Source organism: Pseudomonas sp. CK-NBRI-02 (genome assembly GCF_008124495.1).
Classification (GTDB): domain Bacteria; phylum Pseudomonadota; class Gammaproteobacteria; order Pseudomonadales; family Pseudomonadaceae; genus Aquipseudomonas; species Aquipseudomonas guariconensis.
Window position 1 is genome coordinate 79686 of record NZ_VSJH01000001.1, and the last position, 25461, is coordinate 105146.

The 25461-nt window shown below is 62.6% G+C and carries 29 protein-coding genes and 1 tRNA gene; 3 read left to right on the forward strand and 27 right to left on the reverse strand.

Going from position 1 to position 25461, the window contains the following annotated elements:
* Nucleotide 1: 1 nt before the first annotated feature.
* The 17 genes from DQ397_RS00360 to trmJ all read right to left on the reverse strand — a co-directional run bounded on the left by DQ397_RS00360 (nt 2) and on the right by trmJ (nt 13868).
* Nucleotides 2–643, reverse strand: coding sequence for a tetratricopeptide repeat protein (locus DQ397_RS00360; RefSeq protein WP_043208108.1), 642 nt, complete (start codon nt 641–643; stop codon nt 2–4).
* A 39-nt stretch (nt 644–682) separates the two neighbouring features.
* On the reverse strand, nt 683–1972 hold the full coding sequence (hisS, locus tag DQ397_RS00365; RefSeq protein WP_043208106.1) for a histidine--tRNA ligase: 1290 nt from the start codon (nt 1970–1972) through the stop codon (nt 683–685).
* A gap of 24 nt (nt 1973–1996) precedes the next feature.
* Nucleotides 1997–3106: a flavodoxin-dependent (E)-4-hydroxy-3-methylbut-2-enyl-diphosphate synthase gene (ispG, locus tag DQ397_RS00370; protein WP_043208105.1), complete on the reverse strand. Its 1110-nt coding sequence runs from the start codon at nt 3104–3106 to the stop codon at nt 1997–1999.
* A gap of 2 nt (nt 3107–3108) precedes the next feature.
* Nucleotides 3109–4137, reverse strand: coding sequence for a RodZ family helix-turn-helix domain-containing protein (locus DQ397_RS00375; protein ID WP_043208102.1), 1029 nt, complete (start codon nt 4135–4137; stop codon nt 3109–3111).
* Complete coding sequence (gene pilW / locus DQ397_RS00380) at nt 4134–4895, reverse strand: type IV pilus biogenesis/stability protein PilW (RefSeq protein ID WP_043208099.1); 762 nt, start codon at nt 4893–4895, stop codon at nt 4134–4136. Before pilW ends, DQ397_RS00375 begins: the two co-directional genes overlap by 4 nt.
* A 12-nt stretch (nt 4896–4907) precedes the next feature.
* Nucleotides 4908–6053 (reverse strand): 23S rRNA (adenine(2503)-C(2))-methyltransferase RlmN, encoded by a 1146-nt coding sequence (rlmN, locus tag DQ397_RS00385; protein WP_043208097.1) that lies wholly within the window; start codon nt 6051–6053, stop codon nt 4908–4910.
* A gap of 24 nt (nt 6054–6077) precedes the next feature.
* Nucleotides 6078–6509: a nucleoside-diphosphate kinase gene (gene ndk / locus DQ397_RS00390; RefSeq protein WP_023382208.1), complete on the reverse strand. Its 432-nt coding sequence runs from the start codon at nt 6507–6509 to the stop codon at nt 6078–6080.
* 89 nt (nt 6510–6598) lie between these two features.
* Nucleotides 6599–6799, reverse strand: a complete 201-nt coding sequence (gene iscX / locus DQ397_RS00395; RefSeq protein WP_023382209.1) for a Fe-S cluster assembly protein IscX — start codon at nt 6797–6799, stop codon at nt 6599–6601.
* Nucleotides 6800–6808: 9 nt separating this feature from the next.
* A complete protein-coding gene (fdx, locus tag DQ397_RS00400; RefSeq protein WP_043208095.1) occupies nt 6809–7150 on the reverse strand; it encodes an ISC system 2Fe-2S type ferredoxin in 342 nt (113 codons plus the stop codon).
* Between the two features lie 3 nt (nt 7151–7153).
* Complete coding sequence (gene hscA, locus DQ397_RS00405; RefSeq protein ID WP_043208093.1) at nt 7154–9016, reverse strand: Fe-S protein assembly chaperone HscA; 1863 nt, start codon at nt 9014–9016, stop codon at nt 7154–7156.
* Nucleotides 9017–9059: 43 nt separating this feature from the next.
* The gene (gene hscB, locus DQ397_RS00410) at nt 9060–9581 is read right to left on the reverse strand and encodes a co-chaperone HscB (RefSeq protein WP_043208091.1); all 522 of its coding nucleotides are present in this window, start codon (nt 9579–9581) and stop codon (nt 9060–9062) included.
* Nucleotides 9582–9589: 8 nt separating this feature from the next.
* Complete coding sequence (iscA, locus tag DQ397_RS00415; RefSeq protein ID WP_043208089.1) at nt 9590–9913, reverse strand: iron-sulfur cluster assembly protein IscA; 324 nt, start codon at nt 9911–9913, stop codon at nt 9590–9592.
* Between the two features lie 42 nt (nt 9914–9955).
* Complete coding sequence (gene iscU / locus DQ397_RS00420) at nt 9956–10342, reverse strand: Fe-S cluster assembly scaffold IscU (protein ID WP_043208088.1); 387 nt, start codon at nt 10340–10342, stop codon at nt 9956–9958.
* A 46-nt stretch (nt 10343–10388) separates the two neighbouring features.
* Complete coding sequence (locus DQ397_RS00425; RefSeq protein WP_043208086.1) at nt 10389–11603, reverse strand: IscS subfamily cysteine desulfurase; 1215 nt, start codon at nt 11601–11603, stop codon at nt 10389–10391.
* Nucleotides 11604–11645: 42 nt separating this feature from the next.
* A complete protein-coding gene (gene iscR / locus DQ397_RS00430) occupies nt 11646–12137 on the reverse strand; it encodes a Fe-S cluster assembly transcriptional regulator IscR (RefSeq protein ID WP_043208084.1) in 492 nt (163 codons plus the stop codon).
* 168 nt (nt 12138–12305) lie between these two features.
* On the reverse strand, nt 12306–13091 hold the full coding sequence (gene cysE, locus DQ397_RS00435) for a serine O-acetyltransferase (protein ID WP_043208082.1): 786 nt from the start codon (nt 13089–13091) through the stop codon (nt 12306–12308).
* A gap of 6 nt (nt 13092–13097) precedes the next feature.
* Complete coding sequence (gene trmJ, locus DQ397_RS00440; RefSeq protein ID WP_043208080.1) at nt 13098–13868, reverse strand: tRNA (cytosine(32)/uridine(32)-2'-O)-methyltransferase TrmJ; 771 nt, start codon at nt 13866–13868, stop codon at nt 13098–13100.
* A gap of 150 nt (nt 13869–14018) precedes the next feature.
* Between trmJ and suhB the strand changes: the two genes are divergently transcribed.
* Complete coding sequence (gene suhB, locus DQ397_RS00445; protein WP_043208077.1) at nt 14019–14837, forward strand: inositol-phosphate phosphatase; 819 nt, start codon at nt 14019–14021, stop codon at nt 14835–14837.
* Nucleotides 14838–14982: 145 nt separating this feature from the next.
* Here suhB and DQ397_RS00450 read toward each other — a convergent pair whose 3' ends face one another.
* The 6 genes from DQ397_RS00450 to queA form a co-directional block, all read right to left on the reverse strand.
* The gene (locus DQ397_RS00450; RefSeq protein WP_043208074.1) at nt 14983–15531 is read right to left on the reverse strand and encodes a glycine zipper 2TM domain-containing protein; all 549 of its coding nucleotides are present in this window, start codon (nt 15529–15531) and stop codon (nt 14983–14985) included.
* Nucleotides 15532–15651: 120 nt separating this feature from the next.
* Nucleotides 15652–16560, reverse strand: coding sequence for a protein translocase subunit SecF (gene secF / locus DQ397_RS00455; protein ID WP_043208072.1), 909 nt, complete (start codon nt 16558–16560; stop codon nt 15652–15654).
* A 10-nt stretch (nt 16561–16570) separates the two neighbouring features.
* Nucleotides 16571–18433 (reverse strand): protein translocase subunit SecD, encoded by a 1863-nt coding sequence (gene secD, locus DQ397_RS00460; protein WP_043208070.1) that lies wholly within the window; start codon nt 18431–18433, stop codon nt 16571–16573.
* 63 nt (nt 18434–18496) lie between these two features.
* Entirely contained in the window at nt 18497–18832 is a 336-nt protein-coding gene (gene yajC / locus DQ397_RS00465; protein WP_023382222.1) for a preprotein translocase subunit YajC, read from the reverse strand.
* A 43-nt stretch (nt 18833–18875) separates the two neighbouring features.
* Nucleotides 18876–19991, reverse strand: coding sequence for a tRNA guanosine(34) transglycosylase Tgt (gene tgt / locus DQ397_RS00470; RefSeq protein ID WP_167358102.1), 1116 nt, complete (start codon nt 19989–19991; stop codon nt 18876–18878).
* 14 nt (nt 19992–20005) lie between these two features.
* Nucleotides 20006–21055, reverse strand: coding sequence for a tRNA preQ1(34) S-adenosylmethionine ribosyltransferase-isomerase QueA (queA, locus tag DQ397_RS00475; protein WP_043208065.1), 1050 nt, complete (start codon nt 21053–21055; stop codon nt 20006–20008).
* A 108-nt stretch (nt 21056–21163) separates the two neighbouring features.
* Here queA and DQ397_RS00480 point away from each other — a divergent pair.
* Nucleotides 21164–21248, forward strand: a tRNA-Leu gene (locus tag DQ397_RS00480).
* Between the two features lie 410 nt (nt 21249–21658).
* Nucleotides 21659–22138, forward strand: coding sequence for a GNAT family N-acetyltransferase (locus DQ397_RS00485; protein WP_043208062.1), 480 nt, complete (start codon nt 21659–21661; stop codon nt 22136–22138).
* 47 nt (nt 22139–22185) lie between these two features.
* On the opposite strand, the gene phnE is transcribed toward DQ397_RS00485, so the two are convergent.
* Genes phnE through DQ397_RS00505 form a run of 4 tightly spaced genes read right to left on the reverse strand, consistent with a single transcriptional unit; the run spans nt 22186 to nt 25416 of the window.
* The gene (gene phnE / locus DQ397_RS00490) at nt 22186–22953 is read right to left on the reverse strand and encodes a phosphonate ABC transporter, permease protein PhnE (RefSeq protein WP_043208061.1); all 768 of its coding nucleotides are present in this window, start codon (nt 22951–22953) and stop codon (nt 22186–22188) included.
* Nucleotides 22950–23777 (reverse strand): ABC transporter permease, encoded by an 828-nt coding sequence (locus DQ397_RS00495; RefSeq protein WP_043208058.1) that lies wholly within the window; start codon nt 23775–23777, stop codon nt 22950–22952. The genes phnE and DQ397_RS00495 overlap by 4 nt, the downstream gene beginning before the upstream one ends.
* Nucleotides 23771–24565 carry a phosphonate ABC transporter ATP-binding protein gene (locus tag DQ397_RS00500; RefSeq protein ID WP_043208056.1) on the reverse strand — a complete coding sequence of 265 codons (795 nt, stop codon included), beginning with the start codon at nt 24563–24565 and terminating at the stop codon, nt 23771–23773. Before DQ397_RS00500 ends, DQ397_RS00495 begins: the two co-directional genes overlap by 7 nt.
* Complete coding sequence (locus tag DQ397_RS00505) at nt 24562–25416, reverse strand: putative selenate ABC transporter substrate-binding protein (protein WP_043208053.1); 855 nt, start codon at nt 25414–25416, stop codon at nt 24562–24564. Before DQ397_RS00505 ends, DQ397_RS00500 begins: the two co-directional genes overlap by 4 nt.
* Nucleotides 25417–25461: the final 45 nt, after the last annotated feature.

A 25461-nucleotide genomic window follows, 5' to 3' on the forward strand; every position in this document is an offset into this window, starting at 1 on the left:
GTCAGGCGTCCCCTTTGGCCAGATCATCCAGCTTCAGTTGCAAGCCACCGACCGCAGCGTCATCGGACAACGCAGCCTTGGCTTTTTCATAGGCGCTATGGGCATCGTCGGCTCGCCCCAGCTGAACCAGCAAATCGCCCTTGAGTTCTTCGCGGCTGGCCAGGAAGGCCTTGTCGGCATCACCGTCGAGCAGCTTGAGGGCTTCTTCGGCTTTGTCCTGGGCGGCGAGCACACGGGCCAGACGCTGACGTGCGATCTCACCCAAGGTGGCATCGGCCGGCTTTTCCATCACGCTTTTAAGCTCGGCGGCAGCGTCGTCAAGCTTGCCGCTGTCGACCGCGACCTTGGCCACGAACAGGCTGCCGTACTGGGCATAGGCCGAGCCACCGAACTCGCTCTTGAGCTTGCCGGACAGTTCCGCAACCTTGGTTGCGTCTGGCTGACCGCTTGGCGTCAGGCTGGTTTCCAGCAGGGCCTGGTACAGGGCCGAGGCGCCTTGCGACTGGTTGTTCTGGTACTTGTGCCAGGTCTGCCAGCCCATAACCACCACGCCGGCCAACAGGGCACCGGTCAGCAGCGGCTTGCCGTTGCGGTTCCACCAGTCCTTGGCTGCGGCCAGGCCTTCATCATCGGTACTCGACACCCCAATACTCCTTTTCAGCAATTCGGCTGTTTGACCCTGTCACGCCTGCGCGACAGCGGCTTGCAGATGCTCGGCCAGAGCATCCCAGGCAATGTTCTGTTGTTCGCCCTGGCCACGCAGGGGCTTGAATCCAATCATTTGCTGCGCCAGTTCGTCATCACCGAGGATCAGGGCGAACAGCGCCCCGCTCTTGTCGGCCTTCTTGAACTGGCTCTTGAAGCTGCCGCCACCGGCGTTGACCGCCAGGCGCAGACCCGGCAGGCGATCGCGCAGGGCCTCGGAAAGACGCAGGCCGGCCAGCTCCGCCTGCTCGCCAAAGGCGCACAGGTAGACGTCGATCTGACGGCTAATGGATTCGGGCACCTTGCCCAGGGTCTCCAGCAGCAGGATCAGACGCTCGATGCCCATGGCGAAACCAACGCCCGGGGTCGGCTTGCCGCCCATCTGCTCGACCAGCCCATCATAGCGGCCACCGGCACAGACAGTGCCCTGGGCGCCGAGCTTGTCGGTGACCCACTCGAACACGGTCTTGCTGTAGTAGTCCAGCCCGCGGACCAGCTTGGTGTTGATCACGAACGGAATGCCGGCGGCGTCCAAGCGAGCCTTGAGGCCCTCGAAGTGCACGCGGGACGCTTCGTCCAGGTAGTCTTCGAGCTTTGGCGCACCGACGAGCACCGCCTGGGTACCCTGGTCCTTGCTATCGAGGATACGCAGCGGGTTGCTCTTGAGGCGACGCTGGCTGTCTTCATCCAGTTGCTCGAGACGTGCCGACAGAAACTCGACCAGCGCTTCGCGGTAGCGGGCACGGGCCTCGCTGGTGCCCAGGCTGTTGAGTTCGAGCTTGACCGCGTCCTGGATGCCCAGCAGGCCCCACAGGCGCCAGGTCAGCATGATCAGCTCGGCATCGACGTCCGGCCCTTCGAGGTTGAACACCTCGACACCGATCTGGTGAAACTGGCGGTAGCGGCCCTTTTGCGGGCGCTCATGGCGGAACATCTGGCCCACGTACCACAGCTTCTGCACCTGGCCGTTGCCGGTGATGCCGTGCTCGAGGACGGCGCGCACGCAGGCGGCAGTGCCTTCAGGACGCAAGGTGAGCGAATCGCCGTTGCGGTCCTCGAAGGTGTACATCTCTTTTTCGACGATATCGGTGACTTCACCGATCGAGCGCTTGAACAGCTCGGTGAATTCGACGATCGGCGTGCGGATCTGGCTGTAGCCATAGGTGTCCAGCAGGCCGGCCACGGTACCTTCGAAGTAGCGCCACAGGGGCGACTGGTCGGGCAGGATGTCGTTCATGCCACGGATGGCTTGCAGCGATTTGCTCACGAAAAGTCCTTACGAATCTGGGAATCAGCCGCGGGCGATCAGCGCCGCGTCGGCCTCGGCCTTTTCGGCCGCTTTCTGGCGGATGAGTTTTTCCAGCTCATCGACCAGGTTGTCATTGGTCAGCTTCTGCGACGGTTTGCCGTCGATGTAGACCAGGTTCGGCGTGCCGCCGGTCAGGCCTACATGGGACTCCTTGGCTTCACCCGGGCCGTTGACCACGCAGCCGATTACGGCCACGTCAAGCGGTACCAGCAGGTCTTCCAGGCGCCCTTCCAACTCGTTCATGGTCTTGACCACATCGAAGTTCTGGCGCGAGCAGCTCGGGCAGGCGATGAAGTTGATACCACGCGAACGCAGGTGCAGCGACTTGAGGATGTCGTAGCCGACCTTCACTTCCTCGACCGGATCGGCGGCCAGGGAAATGCGGATGGTATCGCCAATGCCTTCGGCCAGCAGCATACCGAGGCCGACAGCGGATTTCACCGTCCCCGAACGCAGGCCACCGGCTTCGGTGATGCCCAGGTGCAGCGGTTGGACGATCTGCTTGGCCAGCAAGCGGTAGGCCTCCACGGCCATGAACACATCGGACGCTTTGACACTGACCTTGAAGTCCTGGAAGTCCAGGCGATCAAGGTGCTCGACATGGCGCAGTGCCGACTCGACCAGCGCTGCCGGGGTCGGTTCGCCGTATTTCTTCTGCAGGTCCTTCTCCAGGGAACCGGCGTTGACGCCGATACGGATCGGGATACCACGGTCACGGGCGGCGTCGACCACCGCACGCACGCGGTCCTCGCGGCCGATGTTGCCCGGGTTGATGCGCAGACAGTCGACGCCCAGTTCGGCCACACGCAACGCAATGCGATAGTCGAAGTGGATGTCGGCGACGAGCGGCACGCTGACCTGCTGCTTGATGCGGCCGAACGCCTCGGCGGCGTCCATGTCCGGTACCGAAACGCGAACGATGTCGACGCCGGCATCGACCAGGCGCTGGATCTGCGCGACCGTGGCAGCGACGTCATTGGTGTCGGTGTTGGTCATGCTCTGCACCGCGATGGGGGCATCGCCGCCCACGGGTACATTGCCGACCCAGATCTTCCGGGATTCGCGACGTTTGATCGGAGATTCGCCGTGCATGGTTACTGTCCCAACTTCAGGCGAGCGGTCTCGCCACTGGTGAACGGAGCTACGTCGACCGGCTGGCCGTTGTAACTGACCTGGGCGCCACGGGCAAAGCCCAGGCGTACCGAGAACGGCGGTTTGCCGCTCAGGTCGAGGCTGTCGCCCTTGCGTTTGATGGCGCTGAACAGCACCTTGCCGTTGCCGTCGGTGACCTGGGTCCAGCAATCGGCGGTGAACTGGATTTGAACCTTGGCGCTGCCCACCGGCGCTTCGGACGGGGTCGTAGCGGCCGTGAGCGGTGCATTGGCAGGAGCGGCCGGTGCCGACGGAGCTGCGGCGGGCACCACAGGAGCAGCAGCAGGTGCCACAGGCGCGTTGGCGGCTGGAGCCTGAGGCGCTGGCGTGACTGCAGGGGTTTCGGTCGTGCTTGCCGGCGCTTCGCTGCTGATGACCGCCTCAGGCGTAGAGCCCTCGGTGGCCTGCTCAAGCGGCAGCGGTGAGGCTTCCGGTTGCTGGCCTTCGGTGACAGCCTGGTCTTCCGGCTCGTCCAGCGGGTGGATCTGGGTGGTGCCGTCGGCGCTTTCGACCTCGACATGCTCCAGGGCGATCTTGGCCAGGTCCTTGCCGCGCAGGCTGCTCTGGTCCTGCCACCAGAAGAAGCCACCACCGACTACGACCACCAGCAACAGCAGGCTGACGCCGCGCAGGATGTTGTGCGACAGACGCACCGGCTCTTCGATCCGGCCCAGGGAATGGACCTCGCTGCCCTTGGCATGAGTGCCGGTGTAGTGATCGAATGCCTCGACCAGAGGCGCCTGGTCCATGCCCATCAGCTTGGCATAGGCACGGATGTATCCGCGGGCGAAGGTGTGCCCCGGCAGCTTGTCGAAGGCGCCGTTTTCAAGGTTGTTCAACGAACTTACCGTGAGGTTGAGCTTGCGGGCCACCTCGGCTTGCGACCATTCCCGATTCTCGCGGGCCTGGCGCAAGACCTCACCGGGATTCTGGCGAGTCGCTGCTGCTACTTCGGGGTGCGCGGCTTTCATCGTTGCTCCGACAGGTATTGCTGATATTCCGGCGTACCGGGATAAAGTCGTTGTAATTGCTGGCCCAGTTCGGCCACCGTGCCAGGCTCGTCGAATGCCTGGGCAAGGCGGCTACCCAGCAACAGGCTACGGGCGCTCGGGTCGTTCAGCTGGCTGAAACGATCGTAGTAGTCCCGGGCCGGCACATAATGCCTGTTTTCATAGGACAACTCAGCCATTTCGAGCAACGCCTTCGGTTGCTGCGGATTGAGTTGCAGGGCTTTGACCAGATACTCATGCGCCCGGTCCCGACGCTCGAGCTTCAGGGCGACCAGGCCAAGATTCTCGTAGATTCGCGAGCGCTCAGGATACAGGGTATCGGCGGCGGCTTGGCGAAACATCTGCTCGGCCTTGGCAAATTGCCCCTGAGCATAAAGGAAACTGCCGTAGTTGTTGCGAATACGCGTGTCCCCCGGGCGCGCTGCCAGGGCCTTACGGAAATGCGCTTCGGCCAGCTCTGGCTCGCCTTCGGCCTGGAACACCAGCGCCAGCGCGGCGTGGGCATCGGCATCGCCGCCGTTGAGTGCCAAGGCTCGCACCAATGGAGCCTTGGCCTGCCCGGTCAAACCTTGTTGCAAATAACCCAGGCCCAATTGCACGTAGGCCCGCACGGCCTCTTCGCGCCCTTGGCGACTGGCCAGAGGGTCACCTGCGCCACCAGACACGCAGCCGGCCAGCAGCGAAAGCGACAGGATCGACAGCGCGGCGCGCAAGGTCATGGGCGGGTACCGTCAGTGGCGCGGGGCGTTGTCTTGGCGCTCTGCATCGGCGCTCAACTGGCGCACGGCGATGTAGCGCTCGCTGCGACGGGTGCGATCCATGACCTGGCCGACCAGTTGACCACAGGCGGCATCGATGTCTTCGCCGCGGGTAGTGCGGGTGGTGACATTGAAGCCACCGTGGTGCAGCAGATCCTGGAAGCGGCGGATGGCATTGTTGCTCGGCCGCTCGTAGCCTGAATGCGGGAACGGGTTGAACGGGATCAGGTTGATTTTGCACGGCACATCGCGCAGCAGCTCGATCATCTGGGCGGCATGCTCGGGCTGGTCGTTGACGTCCTTGAGCAGGGTGTACTCGATGGTGAGCACACGCTTGCCGCCCAGGGTCGACATGTAGCCCATGCACGATTCGAGCAGCATCTTCAGCGGGTACTTCTTATTGATCGGTACCAGTTGGTTGCGCAGTTCGTCATTGGGCGCGTGCAGCGACAGGGCCAGGGACACATCGATGTGCTTGGCCAGCTCGTCGATCATCGGCACCACGCCCGAGGTGGAAAGCGTGACGCGGCGCTTGGAAATGCCATAGCCCAGATCATCCATCATGATCTTCATGGCGGCGATGACATTGTCGAAATTCAAAAGCGGTTCGCCCATGCCCATCATGACCACGTTGGTAATGGCGCGGTCGATCTTGGCCGGGACGGTCCCGAAGGATTTGTTGGCAAGCCACACCTGGCCGATCACTTCGGCGGCAGTGAGGTTGCTGTTGAAGCCTTGCTTGCCGGTGGAGCAGAAACTGCAATCCAGCGCACAGCCGGCTTGGGACGAAACGCAGAGGGTGCCGCGATCGTCGGTGGGAATGTAGACGGTCTCGACGCAGCTGCCGGAGGCAACGCGGACCACCCACTTGCGGGTACCGTCGGCGGAAATGTCTTCGCTGACCACTTCCGGAGCCCGAATCTCGGCAACGGCCTCGAGCTTTTCGCGCAAGGCCTTGCCGACATTGGTCATGGCAGCGAAATCATCGACGCCAAAGTGGTGAATCCATTTCATGACCTGACCGGCACGAAAACGCTTCTCTCCGATGGACTCGAAGAATTTTTCCATTTCCTGCAGGGTCAGGCCCAACAGGTTGATCTTGCCAGTCATGTCACTCATGGAATCACCCAAGACCTGCTTCGCTTAGCGAATGCGGTCGCACAGCTCGGTAGCGGAGAAGAAGTAAGCGATTTCGCGGGCAGCCGAAGCTTCCGAGTCGGAACCGTGGACAGCGTTCTCGTCGATGGAAACGGCGAAGTCGGCGCGGATGGTGCCGGCAGCAGCTTCTTTCGGGTTGGTAGCGCCCATCAGCTCACGGTTGGCCAGAACGGCGTTTTCGCCTTCCAGAACCTGAACGATGACTGGACCAGAGGTCATGAAGGCAACCAGATCAGCGAAGAAACCGCGCTCTTTGTGCTCAGCGTAGAAGCCTTCGGCTTCGGCTTTGGACAGTTGCTTCATTTTCGAAGCGACGACACGCAGGCCGGCTTTCTCGAAACGAGTGGTGATTTCGCCGATGACGTTCTTGGCGACGGCGTCAGGCTTGATGATGGAGAAAGTACGTTGAACAGCCATGGATAACTCCAGAAAATTGAGTGTTGCGAAAAATTAAACCCGCGAATTATACGCGGGTTCCAGGGGATTGCCTAACCTGCAGGTAACGCTCAGTCGGCTTCTTCGATCCAGGCCGCCTGGATGGCCTCGAGCACCTTCTCACCGCCGCGTGACGGATCGTCGCTGAACTCTGGCAAAGCCAGCACCCAGCGGTGCAGATCGACGAAATTCACATAACGAGGATCGACGTCCGGCTTGCTTTCCGCAAGCTGGATGGCGATCTCAAGTACATCAATCCATTTCAGGCTCATGCTGAAACCTCAGTGCGGCGCTTCGGCGGCGTGGTTGAGCGAATACTTGGGAATCTCGATGGTCAGGTCTTCTTCCCCGACGATCACCTGGCAGGCCAGACGCGATTGCGCCTCCAGACCCCAGGCCTTGTCCAGCATATCCTCTTCCAGCTCATCGGCTTCCTCCAGAGAGTCGAAACCCTCGCGGACGATGCAATGACAGGTGGTGCAGGCACAAACGCCACCGCAGGCGCTCTCCATTTCGATGTGGTGCTCGTGAGCCAACTCCAGGATATTGGTGCCTGGCTCCACCTCCACCACCAGCCCATCCGGGCAGAACTTCTCGTGCGGCAGGAAAATCACCTGGGGCATCGGTTACTCCTCGATCTCATTCAGGTTGCGCCCGGCCAGTGCGGCTTTGACCGTCGAATCAAGGCGACGGGCGGCAAATGCATCGGTCACCTGCGACAGACGCTTGGTCTGCTGCTCGATGGCCGCGCCATCGGTGCCGCTGAGCAAATCACGCAATTCTTGCATCTGGTACTCGATCGCTTCGCGCTCGTCGCTGCTGAGCAGTCGATCGCCATCGGCATCCAGGGCGCCCTGCACCGCTTCGAGCAGGCGTTCAGCGTCGACCTGATGCTCGCGCAACTGGCGCGCCTGCTTGTCGGAACCGGCATGCTCGAAGGAATCCTTGAGCATGCGGGCGATTTCGCCGTCGGTCAGCCCATAAGACGGCTTGACCTGGATACTGGACTCAACGCCCGAACCCAGCTCACGGGCCGAGACGCTGAGCAGGCCATCGGCATCCACCTGGAAGGTGACGCGGATCTTCGCCGCGCCCGCCACCATGGCCGGGATGCCGCGCAGCTCGAAGCGCGCCAGCGAACGGCAATCGCTGATCAGCTCGCGCTCGCCCTGCAGGACGTGGATCATCATGGCCGACTGGCCATCCTTGTAGGTGGTGAACTCCTGCGCGCGAGCCACCGGAATGGTCGTGTTGCGCGGGATCACCTTCTCCATCAGCCCGCCCATGGTTTCCAGGCCCAGGGACAGCGGGATGACGTCCAGCAAGAGCAGTTCGCCGCCTTCACGACGGTTGCCGGCCAGCGTATCGGCCTGGATGGCAGCACCGATGGCAACCACTTGGTCCGGATCGATCGAAGTCAGCGGAGTACGGCCGAACAGGCCACCCACCGCCTCGCGAACGCGAGGTACGCGGGTCGATCCACCGACCATCACCACCGCACCGACCTCCTCGAGCTCAACGCCACTGTCGCGCACGGCGCGGCGGCAGGCCTTGAGGCTACGGGCAATGAGCGGTTCGATCAGCGCTTCGAAACCGGCACGGCTCAACTCTCCGTGCCAGTCGCCATGACGCACGCTGACGACATCGGCGTCGGTCAGGGCTTCTTTGGCAGCACAGGCAGCCTGCAACAGCTGGCGCTGGGCAGACGGGTCAAGGTCGGACGAAAGACCGGCCTGTTCGATGATCCAGCCGGCGATGGCATGGTCGAAATCGTCGCCACCCAAGGCCGTGTCGCCGCCAGTGGCGAGGACTTCGAAGACACCACCGGTCAGGCGCAGGATGGAAATATCGAAGGTGCCACCACCCAGGTCATAGATGGCCACCAGCCCTTCGGCGTTCTGGTCCAGGCCATAGGCCACGGCAGCTGCGGTAGGCTCGTTGAGCAGGCGCAAGACATTAAGACCGGCCAGGCGCGCAGCGTCCTTGGTGGCTTGGCGCTGGGCATCGTCGAAATAGGCCGGAACGGTGATCACAGCCCCCACCAGCTCACCGCCGAGGGTCTGCTCGGCGCGCTGGCGCAATACCTTGAGAATGTCTGCAGACACTTCCACCGGGCTCTTGGGCCCCTGGACAGTGTCGATGAACGGCATATGCGACTCGCCGCCGACGAAGCGGTACGGCAGTTGCTCACCCAATTGCTTGACGTCGGCCAAGCCACGCCCCATCAGGCGCTTGACCGAAAGAATGGTGTTGAGCGGGTCGCTAGAAGCGGCTTCGCGCGCAGCCAGGCCGACTTCGCTGCGGCCATCGAGGTAGCGCACCGCGGACGGCAAAATGACGTTGCCCTGCTCATCGGGCAGGGGTTCGCTGCGACCACTGCGCACGGCAGCGACCAAGGAGTTGGTGGTGCCCAGGTCAATCCCCACCGCCAGGCGACGCTGGTGAGGCTGAGGGCTTTGACCGGGTTCGGCGATCTGCAGTAGGGCCATGCTTATCTGAGTACCTTAGGCGTCGTCACGGGCAACGCCGGAGTTAATCGTCGAGGCGCTCTTCGAGTTGGCGCACTTCCTGGGCGAGCTTGTCGAGGAACTGCATGCGGCGCATCAGGCGCTCGGCCCTGTCACGCTCGCCAGCCACGTCCCAGCAGGCGGCGAAGTCCTCGTTCAACGTCTCCTGTGCGACCTTAAGGCGCTTCTTGAACACCGCCACACCTTCCAGATCGGCTTCGTCCTGCAGCTCTTCGAGCTCTTCGCGCCACTGCATCTGCTGCAGGAGGAAGTCCGGATCGTGCACGGTGACTTCCTGGGGCACTTCATGGCCACTGATGGCCAGCAGGTAACGGGCACGGCGCGGTGCGCTGCGCAGAGTCTGGTAGGCGTCGTTCAGTGCCGCCGATTTTTCCAGCGCCACGCGCTGCTCACGCTCGGAGGCATCGGCGAAACGGTCCGGATGGACCTCACGGGCCAGCTCGCGATAGCGATTGGCCAGTTTATCGAGGTCCAGACGGAAACCAGGCTGGAGGTCAAACAGAGCGAAATGGCAAGGAGTACCCACGTCAAGCCTCAGACATTGAAGCTTTCGCCGCAGCCACACTCACCGCGCACGTTGGGGTTGTTGAACTTGAAGCCTTCGTTCAACCCTTCCTTGACGAAGTCCAGCTCGGTGCCATCGAGGTACACCAGGCTCTTCGGGTCGATGATGACCTTCACGCCATGGTTCTCGAACACTTGGTCTTCGGCGGCCAGTTCATCAACGAACTCCAGGACGTAAGCCAGGCCCGAGCAGCCGGTGGTGCGCACGCCCAGGCGGATGCCTTCGCCCTTGCCGCGCCCTTCGAGGGAACGCCGCACGTGGTTGGCGGCGGCTTCTGTCATGCTGATAGCCATCGGAACTCTTTCCTCAACGTCAGTGGCCTTGCGACAGGCGACTTAGAGCAAGCCTTTCTTCTGCTTGTAATCGCGCACGGCCGCCTTGATGGCGTCCTCGGCAAGTACCGAACAGTGGATCTTCACCGGCGGCAACGCCAGTTCTTCGGCCAGCTGGGTGTTCTTGATGGTCTCGGCTTCGTCCAGAGTCTTGCCCTTCATCCACTCAGTGGCCAGGGAGCTGGAGGCGATCGCCGAGCCACAACCGTAGGTCTTGAACTTGGCGTCTTCGATGACGCCTTGCTCGTTGACCTTGATCTGCAGGCGCATGACGTCGCCGCAAGCCGGCGCGCCGACCATGCCGGTACCGACATCCGGATCATCGGCGTTCATCTTGCCGACGTTGCGTGGGTTTTCGTAGTGGTCGATGACCTTTTCACTGTATGCCATGGTGCAATTCCTTCCTCATCAGGGAGCCGCTCTTGCTGGCGACTGCTTAGTGGGCGGCCCACTCGATCTTGGAGATGTCAACGCCGTCTTTGTACATGTCCCACAGCGGCGACAGCTCACGCAGTTTGTTCACGGCCTCGCAGACTTTCTGCGCGGCGTAGTCGACTTCTTCCTCGGTGGTGAAGCGGCCGAAGGAGAAGCGGATCGAGCTGTGCGCCAGTTCGTCGTTGCGCCCCAGGGCGCGCAGCACATAGGACGGCTCGAGCGAAGCGGAGGTACAGGCCGAACCGGACGATACGGCGATGTCCTTGAGCGACATCAGCAGCGATTCGCCTTCAACGTAGTTGAAGCTCAGGTTCAGGTTGTGCGGCACGCGGGCAGTGCGGCTGCCGTTGACGTACAGCTCTTCGAGGTTGGATACCTGCTCGAAGAAGCGGTCGCTCAGGGCCTTGATGCGCGCGTTCTCGGCGGCCATTTCCTGCTTGGCGATGGCGAAGGCCTCGCCCATGCCGACGATCTGGTGGGTCGGCAGGGTGCCTGAACGCATGCCGCGCTCATGACCACCACCATGGATGATGGCTTCCAGGCGTACACGTGGTTTGCGGCTGACGTACAGCGCGCCGATGCCCTTCGGACCATAGACCTTGTGCGCCGAGAACGACATCAGGTCGACCTTGAGCTTCTGCAGGTCGATCTCGACCTTGCCGGCCGACTGCGCGGCGTCGACATGGAACAGCACACCACGCGAGCGGGTCAGCTCACCGATGGCGGCGATGTCGTTGATCGAGCCGACTTCGTTGTTCACGTGCATCAGCGAGACCAGGATGGTGTCTTCGCGCAGTGCAGCCTCGACCATGGCCGGGGTGACGATGCCGTCTTCACCCGGCTCCAGGTACGTGACTTCGAAACCTTCACGCTCGAGCTGGCGAGCGGTATCCAGGACCGCTTTGTGCTCGATCTTGGAGGTGATGATGTGCTTGCCCTTGGTCTGATAGAAGTGCGCCACGCCTTTGAGGGCGAGGTTGTCGGACTCGGTGGCACCGCTGGTCCAGACGATCTCGCGCGGGTCGGCGTTGATCAGCTCGGCGACTTGGCGACGGCCGTTCTCGACCGCTTCCTCGGCTTTCCAGCCGAAGACGTGGGAGCGCGAGGCCGGATTACCGAAGTTCCCGTCGACCAGCAGGCAGTCGGCCATCTTCTGGGCGACACGGGGATCGACCGGAGTGGTCGCGGAGTAATCGAGGTAGATCGGCAACTTCATTGAGTATCTCCTATCAGGCGGTGGCGTCGCTCGTCGCTGCTATCAGTCGACGGCGGACGTCTCAATCTTGTCCAGCTGGGCGGTACGGCCCGCGACGCGTCGCAGGTCCTGGCGGTGGGCGACTTCCTGCACCTCGCGGCGCATGACGAGGTCGGCCAGGCTGATACCGCTAAGGAATTCATGGATCTGCTGGCTGAGGTCGCACCACAGGTGATGGGTCAGACAGGTGTCACCGGCGTGACAGTCCCCCAGGCCCTGGCAACGGGTGGCATCGACCGATTCGTTGACCGCATCGATGACCTGGGCCACCTGGATGGTTTCCATGCCCCGCGACAGCTGGTAGCCGCCACCCGGGCCGCGCACGCTGGAAACCAGGCTGCTGCGGCGCAACTTGGCGAACAGCTGCTCCAGATAAGAGAGGGAAATGCCCTGGCGCTCGGAAATGTCGGCCAAAGACACCGGCCCATGCTGCGCGTGCAACGCCAGATCGAGCATGGCGGTCACGGCATATCGGCCTTTGGTAGTCAGTCGCATGGCTAATGGGTACCACGGGAGTTACAGGATGTGAGCGAGTATGCGATTCCCGAGCATTTAAGTCAACTATTAGACCTACTGCTTTAGTCGGGTTTGCATCAGGGAGGCGGGCGCGAGTTTAACAGACCAGGGGCGCGAGCACACGCCCCGTGTGTCATGGCGCCGTAATCAATGCGGCTGAGTGTCGCTCTGTGCGGCTTGCTTGACTTCGACGAAGTCTTCCTCGGGCAGCGCAGGCAGCTCCTTGCCGCAATAATCGCTACCGAGTTTGGTCAGCGCCCCGCACATACCTTCCAGCCGCTCGTCGACCGCTTGCAGATGATCGAGCATCTGACCGATCGCACGGGCAACCGGGTCAGGCATATCGCCACTGACGCCGTAGGCATCGAAACCGATTTTTTCAGCCATGGCCTTGCGCTTGGCTTCGACCTCGGTGTCCTCGGTCTTGACGATGATACGCCCCGGAATGCCGACCGCTGTGGCACCCGCAGGCACTGCCTTGGTGACCACGGCGTTGGAGCCTATCTTGGCCCCGGCCCCGACGGTGAACGGACCAAGCACCTTGGCGCCCGCCCCCACCACCACGCCATTCTCGAGGGTCGGATGGCGCTTGCCCTTGTTCCAGCTGGTGCCGCCGAGGGTCACGCCCTGGTAGAGGGTGACGTCGTCGCCAATTTCGGCGGTTTCGCCGATGACGATGCCCATGCCATGGTCGATGAAGAAGCGCCGTCCGATGGTCGCTCCCGGATGGATCTCGATGCCGGTGAGCCAGCGACCGAAGTTCGACACCAGGCGCGCCAGCCACTTGAAGTCACGAATCCACAAGGCGTGGCCCAGGCGGTGCAGCCAGATTGCATGCATGCCCGGGTAGCAGGTCAGCACCTCGAAGGCGTTGCGCGCCGCCGGGTCCCGATGGAATACGCTCTGGATATCTTCACGCAGACGCTCGAACATCTCTTTCTAGTCCTTCCGTTTATGCGGCTCGCCCCGGGCGACTTTCTGGGTCTCGGTGAGAATGCCGCGCAAAATGCTCATTTCCGAACGATTGACCGAGCTGCGCCCATAGAGCCTGCGCAGTCGCGGCATCAGGTGCTTGGGCTTTTCAGGGTCGAGGAAGCCGATCTCCACCAGAGCCTTCTCCAGGTGTTCGTAGAACAGCTCCATTTCGTCCATGGTCGCCAGCTCACCGCTACGCAGCGAGTTGGCTTCGAACTTCTCGACTTTGGTTGGCGAACCTTGGGCCGCCAGCCAAGCCATGCGCACCTCGTAGGCGAGCACCTGGACCGCGGCGGCAAGGTTCAGCGAACTGAAGTCGGGGTTCGAGGGAATGTGCACGTGGAAGTGACATCGCTGCAGTTCTTCGTTGGTCAGACCGGCGTGCTCACGACCGAACACCAGGGCGATTTCCTCACCAGCCCCCGCCTGCTCGACGGTCTTTGCACCGCATTCGCGGGGGTCGAGCAAGGGCCAGGGAATGCTGCGATCGCGGGCACTGGTGCCGATCGCCAGACTGCAGCCGACCAGCGCCGCTTCCAGGCTGTCGACCACTTGGGCGTTTTCCAGCACGTCATCGGCGCCGGATGCGCGGGCGGTGGCGTCCACCGAAGGGAAATCCAGTGGCTGGACCAGCACCAGGCGCGACAAGCCCATGTTTTTCATGGCTCGCGCAGCGCCGCCGATATTGCCGGGGTGGCTGGTATTGACCAGAACAACACGAATATTTTGCAGCAAGGTGTAGAGCTCACAGAGACAGGAAAAGGGGGAGTCGATCTTACAGAACCGACAGACGTAACGCCATGAAAGCAAATGTCACCCTTCTGCCGGAACAGTTTTCTGATAGAATATGCGGCTTTCTTCTTTAACATCCCAGGTGAAACGCCCATGCAGCCTATGCTGAATATCGCGCTGCGCGCCGCTCGCAGCGCCAGTGAACTGATTTTCCGCTCCATCGAACGCCTGGATAGCCTCAAGGTCGACGAGAAAGACGCCAAGGATTACGTCTCCGAAGTCGATCGCGCCGCCGAGCAGACCATCGTCAACGCCCTGCGCAAGGCCTACCCGAACCACTCCATCCAGGGTGAAGAGACCGGCCTGCACGCCGGCTCCGGCGAGGAAGGCAAGGACTACCTGTGGATCATCGACCCACTGGACGGTACCACCAACTTCCTGCGTGGCGTTCCTCACTTCGCCGTCAGCATCGCCTGCAAGTACCGTGGCCGCCTTGAGCACGCCGTCATCGTCGATCCGGTTCGCCAGGAAGAATTCACCGCCAGCCGGGGTCGCGGCGCGCAACTCAACGGCCGTCGTCTGCGCGTCAGCTCGCGCACCAGCCTGGAAGGCGCCCTGCTGGGTACCGGCTTCCCGTTCCGCGACAACCAGATGGCCGATCTGGACAACTACCTGGGTATGTTCCGCGCCCTGACTGGCCAGACCGCCGGCATCCGTCGGGCCGGCTCCGCGAGCCTGGACCTGGCCTATGTTGCTGCCGGCCGTTTCGACGCCTTCTGGGAGTCGGGCCTGTCCGAGTGGGACATGGCCGCTGGTGTACTGCTGATCCAGGAAGCTGGTGGACTGGTGAGCGACTTCAATGGCGGCCACGACTTCCTCGACAAAGGCCACATCGTCGCCGGCAACATCAAGTGCTTCAAGGCCGTGCTGACTGCCATCCAGCCACACCTGCCCGAGCACATGAAACGCTAAGCGCCGATTGCCGCATAAAAAAAGCACCCCTCGGGGTGCTTTTTTTATGGTTCAGAGAAAGACCACAAGCGCTGTGCAAGCCTAGAACCTGTGGGAGCGCGGACTCACCCGCGAAGCGGCCAGCACCAGAGTGCCGGCGTGAGCGTCATTGTCCTGCCTGGTTTTCGCTAAGGACCAGGTTGCCGTTCTTGTCCAGCGGGATGGTCGAACCCGGCTCGTGGTTCATTTTCACCCGCCCGACCTTGTCTCCAATGGAATAGGTCACGTTGTAGCCGACCACTTTCTCGCTCAGGTCATTGACGGTGTTGCAGCGGGTTTGCGTGGTGGTATAGGTGTCACGCTCCTGCATGCCCTCCTGCACCTTGTTTCCCGCATAGCCGCCACCGACCGCACCGGCCACGGTCGCGATCTTCTTGCCGGTGCCGCCACCGATCTGGTTACCCAGCAGGCCACCTGCGATTGCTCCGACCACGGTACCGGCGATCTGGTGCTGGTCCTTGACCGGCGCCTGACGCGTGACCGCGACGTCCCGGCAGACCTGACGCGGCGTCTTGATGGTTTCCTTGATGGGCTGCACGTCCGTGACCTGGGCGTACTCCGGCCCCTTGTTCACCAAGCTGTAGGTCGCCACAGCACCTCCGGCGGTTACACCGACAGCACCCAGAACCGCACCCACCAGCATTGATTTATTCACGTGAACCTCCTGATCGCACCTGCGGGCTCGCGCCCGCCTTCTCCCAGCCTTGGAGCAAAAAAAAAGGCGCGAGTTCAATACTCGCGCCTCTCTTTACGCCAAATGGCGTAGGAAACAACCTTACGGACGGTCGTCCACACCGTCAGTCTTGGCGGGCGGAATCAGGTCTTCACTGCTCAGATTCAGCCAGATCAGCACCACGTTGGCGATGTAGATCGACGAGTAGGTACCCGCCATGACACCGATGAACAGCGCCAGGGAGAAGCCGAACAGGTTGTCACCACCGAAGAACAGCAGCGCAGCGATAGCCAGCAAGGTCGACACCGAGGTGGCGATGGTACGCAGCAGGGTCTGGGTGGTCGAAACGTTGATGTTCTCGATCAGCGAGGCCTTGCGCATGACGCGGAAGTTTTCACGTACCCGGTCGAAGACGACGATGGTGTCGTTGAGCGAGTAACCAATGATCGCCAGGACCGCCGCCAGCACCGTCAGGTCGAAGGTGATCTGGAAGAACGACAGGATACCCAGCGTCACCACCACGTCGTGGATCAGCGAGACGATTGCACCAACGGCGAACTTCCACTGGAAGCGGAATGCCAGGTAGACCAGGATGCCCCCCAGCGCCAGGAGCATGCCCAGGCCACCCTGGTCACGCAGCTCCTCGCCCACCTGAGGGCCGACGAACTCGACACGCTTGACGGTTGCCGGGTTGTCGCCACCTGCCTTCTGCAGGGCTTCGGCCACCTTATTACCCAATTGCGGGTCGTCACCAGGCATACGCACCAGCAGGTCGGTGGTGGCGCCGAAGCTCTGCACGACAGCCTCGTGGAAGCCGGAGTCGACCAGCTCGGCACGGACCGCCTTGAGGTCCGCAGGACGCTCATAGGTCAGCTCGATCAGCGTACCGCCGGTGAAGTCCAGGCCGAAGTTCAGGCCCTTTTGCCACCAGCTGAACAACGCCAGGACAGTCAGGAGCGCAGTGATGGCGAACGCGACGTTGCGTACGCCCATGAAGTTGATGGTTTTCATGTCAGCTCCCTCAAACCCACAGCTTCTTGATGTCACGCCCGCCACAAGTCAGGTTGACCAGTGCACGGGTCATCATGACGGCGGTGAACATCGAGGTGAAAATCCCGAGGGACATGGTGACGGCGAAGCCTTTGACCGGACCGGTACCCATGGCGAACAGGATGCCGCCGACCAGCAGCGTGGTCAGGTTGGCATCGACGATCGCCGAGTAGGCACGGTTGAAGCCTTCGTGAATGGCGCGCTGAACCGACATGCCCGCCGCGATCTCTTCACGGATACGCGAGAAGATCAGCACGTTGGCGTCCACCGCCATACCCATGGTCAGTACGATACCGGCGATACCCGGCAGGGTCAGGGTAGCGCCCAGCAGCGACATCAGCGCCAACAGCAATACCATGTTGCCCGCCAGGGCGATCGTCGCCAGCACGCCGAAGGCACGGTAGATGGCGATGATGAACAGCGAGACGAACAGCATGCCCCACAGGGACGCATCGATACCCTTGGTGATGTTGTCGGCACCCAGGCTCGGGCCGATGGTGCGCTCTTCGGCAAAGTACATCGGCGCCGCCAGGCCACCAGCGCGCAGCAGCAGGGCCAGCTCGGACGATTCGCCCTGGCCGTTCAGGCCGGTGATACGGAACTGGCTGCCCAGCGGCGACTGGATGGTCGCCAGGCTGATGATCTTCTTCTCTTCCTTGAAGGTCTGGACCGCGACGTCTTTCTCGACACCGTTGACCATCTGCTTCTCGTAGCGGGTCATCGGCTTCTGCTCGATGAAGATCACCGCCATGCTGCGCCCGACGTTGGTACGGGTAGCGCGGCTCATCAGCTCGCCGCCGTGACCATCGAGACGGATGTTCACCTGCGGACGGCCATGCTCATCGAAGCTGGCCTGGGCGTCGGTCACCTGGTCGCCTGTGATGATCAGGCCACGCTCGACTGCAGCGGAACGGCCACCTTCGCGGAACTCGAAGACCTCGGTGGTAGCCTTGGACGCGCCCGGCTCGGCGCCGAAGCGAAACTCCAGGTTGGCGGTCTTGCCCAGGATACGCTTGGCCTCGGCGGTGTCCTGCACGCCTGGCAGCTCGACCACGATACGGTTGGCACCCTGACGCTGAACCAGCGGCTCGGCGACGCCCAGCTCGTTGACCCGGTTACGGACGGTGGTCAGGTTCTGCTTGATCGAGTATTCGCGGATCTCGGCGACTTTGGCCGGGGTCAGCGCCAGACGCAGCACGGCGAGCTCGTTGCGCTCGGTGGTGGTCAGGTCGAAGTCATTGAAATTCTTGCGGACCAGGCTGCGAGCCTGTTCGCGGGTGGCATCGTCGGCAAAGCCCAGCATGATCGCGCCGTCCTGCTGGGGCAGGCTGCGATAGCGGATGCGCTCTTTGCGCAGCAAGGTCTTGACCTCGCCTTCGTAGACTTTCATACGGGCGCTCATGGCCTTGTCCATGTCCACTTCCAGCAGGAAGTGCACACCACCGGACAGGTCCAGGCCCAGTTTCATCGGGCTGGCGCCGAGGTTGCGCAGCCATTGCGGGGTGGTCTGGGCCAGGTTCAGGGCCACGACGTAATCATCGCCCAGTGCCTTGCGTACCACATCCTTGGCTGGGAGCTGGTCTTCCTGGTTGGTCAGGCGCACCAGCGCACTGCCCTTCTCACCCAGGCTGCCGCCCTTGACGGCGATACCGGCATCGGTCAGCGCCTTGGTGGCGCGATCCAAATCGGCCTGGCTCACATGCAGCGCGGAGCTCGCACCGCTGATCTGCACCGCCGGGTCATCCGGGTAGAGGTTGGGAGCGGAATAAATAAAGCCGATCGCCAGTACCACCAGGATCAGCAGGTATTTCCACAGAGGGTATTTGTTCAGCATCACGCCGCCCGTTCAAGACGCGGGGCGCGTTGCGCGCCCCGACTGGAAAAGATAACCGGTAACTCAGATAGCCTTGAGCGTACCTTTTGGCAGGGTCGCGGCAACGGCGCCCTTCTGGAACTTCAGCTCGACGTTGTCGGACACTTCCAGTACCACGAAGTCATCGGAGACTTTGACGATCTTGCCGGCGATACCGCCGTTGGTGACAACTTCGTCACCTTTTTGCAAGTTGCTCAGCAGGTTCTTCTGCTCCTTGGCACGCTTGGCCTGTGGGCGCCAGATCATCAGATAGAAGATGACCAGGAAACCGACCAGGAAGATCCATTCAAAACCGGTACCGGCAGGGCCGGCGGCAGGGGCTGCTGCGTCCGCGTAGGCGGCGGGAATCAAGAAGCTCATTGGGCACTCCTAATGGATATTTTCTAATAATGGATGCGAACAGTCAGTCCAAAGGCGGCACAGGCAGCCCGCGCTTGGCATAGAAGGCGTCGACAAAGGCGGCCAATTTACCTTGTTGAATAGCCTCGCGTAAACCGGCCATCAAGCGCTGGTAATGGCGCAAGTTGTGGATGGTATTCAGCATGCTGCTCAACATTTCGCCGCATTTATCCAGATGATGAAGATACGCGCGCGAGAAGTTGGTGCAGGTGTAGCAATCACAGGTCGGATCGAGCGGCGAATCATCATGACGATGGAACGCGTTACGGATCTTGATCACCCCGGTATCGACGAACAGATGGCCGTTGCGCGCATTGCGCGTCGGCATCACGCAGTCGAACATGTCGACGCCGCGGCGCACACCCTCTACAAGATCCTCCGGCTTGCCTACCCCCATAAGGTAACGAGGTTTGTCAGCCGGCATCTGGCCTGGCAGGTAGTCCAGCACCTTGATCATCTCGTGCTTGGGCTCGCCCACCGACAGACCGCCAATGGCCAGGCCGTCAAAACCGATGTTTTCGAGCGCTTCGAGCGAGCGCATGCGCAGGTCTTGATACATACCGCCCTGAACGATACCGAACAGCGCCGCTGTGTTGTCGGCGTGAGCATTCTTCGAGCGCTGGGCCCAGCGCAGCGACAGCTCCATGGAGGTGCGCGCCACGTCGTGCTCGGCCGGGTATGGCGTGCATTCGTCGAAGATCATCACGATGTCCGAGCCCAGGTCACGCTGGACCTGCATGGACTCCTCGGGGCCCATGAACACCTTGGAGCCATCGACCGGCGAGGCGAAAGTCACGCCCTCTTCTTTGATTTTGCGCATGGCGCCGAGGCTGAACACCTGGAAACCACCGGAGTCGGTGAGAATCGGGCCTTTCCACTGCATGAAATCGTGCAGGCTGCCATGCTTCTTGATCACCTCGGTGCCTGGACGCAGCCACAGGTGGAAGGTGTTGCCCAGGATGATCTCGGCGCCGATCGCTTCGATGTCGCGTGGCAGCATGCCCTTGACCGTGCCATAGGTACCCACCGGCATGAACGCCGGAGTCTCTACCGTGCCACGGGGGAAAGTCAGACGGCCGCGACGGGCCTTGCCGTCGGTGGCCAGCAGTTCGAACGACATTCGACAGGTGCGACTCATGCTTGATCCTCGGGGCCGCGTGGCGCCGGATTGCGGGTGATGAACATGGCATCACCGTAACTGAAGAAGCGGTACCCCTGTTCGACCGCCGCCGCGTAGGCAGCCATGGTCTCGGGGTAGCCGGCGAAGGCCGAGACCAGCATCAGCAGCGTGGACTCCGGCAGGTGGAAGTTGGTGACCAAGGCATCGACCACATGGAACGGCCGACCCGGGTAGATGAAGATATCGGTGTCGCCGCTGAAAGCCTTCAACTGGCCATCACGGGCGGCGCTCTCCAGCGAGCGCACGCTGGTGGTACCCACGGCAATTACCCGGCCACCTCGGGCGCGACAGGCCTGGACAGCGTCCACCACCTCCTGGCTGACCTCCAGCCACTCCTTGTGCATGTGGTGGTCTTCGATCTTGTCCACGCGCACCGGCTGGAAGGTACCGGCGCCCACATGCAAGGTGACGAAGGCACGTTCCACGCCCTTGGCGGCGATCCTTTCCAGCAGGGCCTCATCGAAATGCAGGCCTGCGGTCGGCGCCGCCACGGCGCCCGCACGCTCGGCATAGACCGTCTGGTAGCGCTCGCGGTCGGCACCTTCGTCCGGACGATCGATGTATGGCGGCAGCGGCATGTGCCCGACACGGTCCAGCAGCGGCAGCACCTCCTCGGTGAAGCGCAGCTCGAACAGCGTCTCGTGGCGCGCCACCATCTCGGCCTGGCCACCGCCATCGATGAGGATTTGCGTGCCCGGCTTGGGCGCCTTGCTGGCACGCACATGGGCCAGCACCCGGTAGCTGTCCAGCACGCGCTCGACCAGCACTTCCAGCTTGCCACCGGAGGCCTTCTGGCCGAACAACCGCGCCGGGATGACCCGGGTATTGTTGAAGATCATCACGTCGCCGGGGCGCAGGTATTCCAGCAAGTCGGTGAATTGCCGGTGCGCCAGCTCCCCGCTCGGCCCATCTAGGACCAGCAGACGGCTGCCATGGCGCTCGGCCAGGGGATGACGGGCGATCAGGGAATCGGGGAGTTCGAAGGAAAAATCGGCGACGCGCATGATGGTGTTCGGTTCGACAGGGTCGGAAAGTTTAGCCCAACGAACGAAAATTGACCATGAAACCCGATTGACCGACCCACGGCGGCTCTCTATACTGCGCCCCCACAAGCCCTGATGGCGGAATTGGTAGACGCGGCGGATTCAAAATCCGTTTTCGAAAGGAGTGGGAGTTCGAGTCTCCCTCGGGGCACCAAGATCCGGAAAAAACCGACCTTATGGTCGGTTTTTTTGTGCCTGGGATTTGGCCTGCATGGCGTTGACTTTTTCGCGGTAAACCCGTTCCCACAGCGTACGCGCCATTCTGGCTGACCATGCTACACGCAGGCATGCCTCGATCCTGCCGCTGGATCAGACCTCGGCGATGCTGGCGTGTGTAGGGCGGATGACCTTGTTTCCAGCGACCGGCGGGGAAGCGACCTGGAGCGGGCTGCGCACCTGCTGTCAAGGGCGGCAGCGTCCGTAGCCATGTCATCGGGGCCGCGTTGCGACTCTTTGGGGGACAAGCACTGACTAGAGAATGAGAGTCGAACGGCAGCCCGACTTGCTCGTCGATCGGCAACGCCATCAGTATGTAAATCGAAGCCCCCCTCGAAGGCATACCCCATGAAGCTGTCACACCGCCCCGTACGCCACGACGACATCGCCGCTATCTGCTGCTTCCCTCAAGGCCCGGACGAGCTCTTCTACATGTTCCCGAAGGCCACCTACCCGCTCACGCCCGACCAACTGAGCGATGCCATCGCCCAGCGCAGCGGATCGACGGTGATCGAAGGCGATGGCGTGGTGCTGGGCTTTGCCAATTTCTACAAGGCCGAGCATGGTGGCGTGTGCGCCTTGGGCAACGTGGTGGTGGCCCCTGCCGCGCGAGGCCACGGCGTGGCCCGCTATCTGGTGCAATGCATGATCGACCAGGCGCGGGAGCGATTCGCGGCACGGGAGGTGTGGGTATCGTGCTTCAACCACAACACGGCGGGTTTGCTGCTTTATCCACAGCTGGGCTTCGTGCCGTTTGGCATCGAAGAGCGCCAGGCGCCGGATGGCAGCCGAGTGGCATTGGTGCAGATGAGGCAGGTGCTCGCTTGACCCCCTCTTCCCCGGCCCTTTCCTAGTGAGCGCAGCCCACCAAGGGCTCAGGCGCGCACGTACCGCTGGCGCAGCACGTCGCTGAAGGCATCCACCAGCAGCACCAGCACCAGCATGCCGATGATCACGGTGCTGGCCTGGGCTTCCTGGAACAGGCTCAGGGTGGTGTAGAGCATCTGCCCCAATCCGCCGGCACCGACGAAGCCCAGCACGCTGGCCATGCGGATGTTGTTCTCCCAGCGGTAAAGGCTGTAGGCAAGCAGTTGCGGCCAGAGGTTGGGCAAGGTGCCGAAGCAGAACGCCGCAGCCTGGCTGCCACCTTGCAGGCGGATGGCCGCAGCAGGCTCGGCGGGGGCGTTTTCCAGGGCCTCGGCGAACAGGCGGCCCAATACGCCTGCAGTATGCAGGGCCAAAGCCAGGGTACCGGCGTTGGGGCCTAGGCCCGCAGCGAGCACGGTCAAAGCGGCCCAGACGAGCTCAGGGATTGCACGCAAGGCATTGAGCAGCAACCGCGCAGCGCCCTGCAGCGGCCAGCCGAAGCGGCCGGCGGCCGGCAGCGCCAGCAACAGGCCGAGTACCATTGCCAGCAGGGTTCCAAGCCCAGACATGGCCAGGGTCTCCAGTGCGCCCTTGCCTACGGCTCGCAGGTGCTCGGTGGACAGGTCCGGGCTCAGGAATCGGCGTGCATATTCGCCCATCTGCGCCAGCCCGCCGTTGCCGACCACCGACGCCATGTCCAGCTCAAGGTAGCTGAACGACGCCACCACAGCGGCGAGAATCGCGACGACGATCAGCAGGTTGATCACCCGGTTCATGCCAGCCTCCCCCGCAGCACCCGGCTGAGCAGATCGGCCAGCACCACCAGCACCAGGAACGCCAGCAGCATGCTCGCGACCTCGGCCCCGGCGAACATGCGCATGGACAAGTCGATCTGCTGCCCCAGGCCGCCCGCACCGACAAAGCCCATCACCACCGAGGCCCGCACCGCACACTCCCAGCGATACACGGTGTAGGACACCACCTCCGCGGCAGCGCCGGGCAAGATGCCGTAGAAGAACGCCATCAACCGCCCGCTTCCGGCCTGCAACAGCGCATGGGCCGGGCGCTGGTCGACCGATTCGAAGATTTCCGCGTAGACCTTGCCGAGCATGCCGGCGTAGGTGATGGCAATCGCCAGCACGCCAGCCGTAGGCCCAAGGCCAACGGCGCGCACGAACAATAAAGCCCAGACGATCTCCGGCACGCTGCGCAAAAATACCAGCAAACCGCGCACCGGCATGCGCAGCAGCCGCGACCACAGCCCCGGGCGACCACCGCGTGAGGCGGCCCTCAGCGACAGGGCGCGACTGGCCAAAAGGCTGGTCGGCACCGCGAGCAGCAATGCCAAGGCCATGCCAGCAGTGGCCACGGCCAGTGTCTGCAAGGTGGCTTCGAAGAGCAGCGAGAGAAAGTCGCCATCGTGCGCCGGTGGCCAGAAAGCGCTGACGAAGCTGCCCATCTGCTGACGGTTTTCCGCCTGCAGCAGCACACCAGGGTTCAGCTCGCTCAAGCGCAGCCCAGGCCACAGCAACGCCAGAGCGAGCAAGGTCAGCAACAGCCGGGGCAATGCCGCAGGGTCGCGTGTGTCGGCCTTCAGCATCGCGGGATCTGTACCGTCAGGGTCGGCCCAGGGGTGGGCGGCGAGGCCAGCTGTTCGTTGGCATAAAGCGCATCGAGCAGGCTCTCGGTCACCGCCTGGGCAGGGCAGTCGAATGCGACCTGACCTTCGCGGATCCCGATCACTCGGGGAAAGTGCGCCAGTGCCAGATCGACTGCGTGCAGGCTGGCCACCAAGGTCACGCCGTTGTCCTGGGCATGACGATTGAGCAGAGCCAGGCTGTGGTCGGCGAGCACCGGGTCCATGGCCGAAACCGGCTCATCGGCCAGCAACACTTCAGGCCGCTGATACAACGCTCGGGCAATGCCGACTCGCTGCAACTGACCGCCGGACAACTGCCCACACTGAACGAACAGTTTGTCCGCCAGTCCCAGCTCGGCCAACGCCTGACGAGCCCCAGGCACATCGCTCGGGTAGATCAGGTTGAGCAGGCCACGCAGGATGCCCCACTGCCCCAGGCGCCCGGCCAGCACCGCCGTGACCACGCGCTGGCGCGGTGGCAACGGCGGCGCCTGGTGCACCAGGCCCACCCGCGCGCGCAGGCGCTGGCGGGCTCTGGCAGACAGCGCCCAAGGTTGCTGGCCGAGCAGCTCCAGGCGCCCGGCACTGGGCTGGACCGCCGTCGCCATCAGGTGCAGCAGGCTCGACTTGCCGGCCCCGGAAGGGCCGATGATCGCCACCCGCTCACCTTTGTCGATGCGCAGGCTCACCGCATCGAGGGCGCGAACCTGGCCATGGCGCAGGCTGGCGCCGTGCAGATGAATAGTCACTTGAGCAGACCGGCCTCACGGGCAGCTTGCTCGGTGCCTACGTAGTTTTCAGGCTTGGTTTCGATGAAGCGGCTGGCGGCCTGCAGGTCGAGGATCGCCTTGTGCTCCGGGTTGGCTGGGTCCAGCGCCAGGAAAGCGGCCTTGATCTTCTGCTTCAGGGCCGGGTCCAGGTTGCCGCGCACGGTCCAGTTGTAGTCGTAGTAGGTCGGAGTGGTGGCAAAGACCTTGACCTTGTTGGTGTCGACCTTGCCGGCATCGACCAGCTTCTGCCAGACACTGGCGTTGAGCACGCCGCCATCGACCTTGCCAGCCTGGACCCAGGCCACAGTGGCATCGTGGGCGCCGGAGTAGGCAACGCGGCTGAAGTAGCTCTCAGGCTTGATGTTGTCTTCCTTGAGCATGAAGTAACGCGGCATCAGGCTGCCGGAAGTCGAGGAAATCGAACCGAAGGCGAACGATTTGCCCTTGAGGTCGGCCAGGCTCTTCACATCCGGGTTGGCGGTGATGAACTTGGAGGTGAACTGGGCATCCTGCTCGCGCTGCACCAGCGGCGTGGCGGTCGGGTCCTTCAAGTGCACTTGGACGAAGGTGAAGCCGCCCAGCCAGGCCATGTCCAGACGATTGGAAGCCAGCGACTCGACCACCGCCGGGTAATCGGCCACCGGTACGAACTTCACATCCATGCCCAACTGCTTGGAAAGGTATTCGCCCAGCGGCTTGAACTTGCGCTGCAGTTCGGTCGGCGCTTCGTCCGGGATGGCGCTTACCCTCAGGGTGTCAGCAGCCTGGGCAATGACGGCACAGCAAGACAGCACGAGACCGGCGGCGACCGCCAGGGGACGTTTGAGCATGGGATTCTCCGGTTCAATAGCGGGGAAAGGGTAACTGCAACTGCA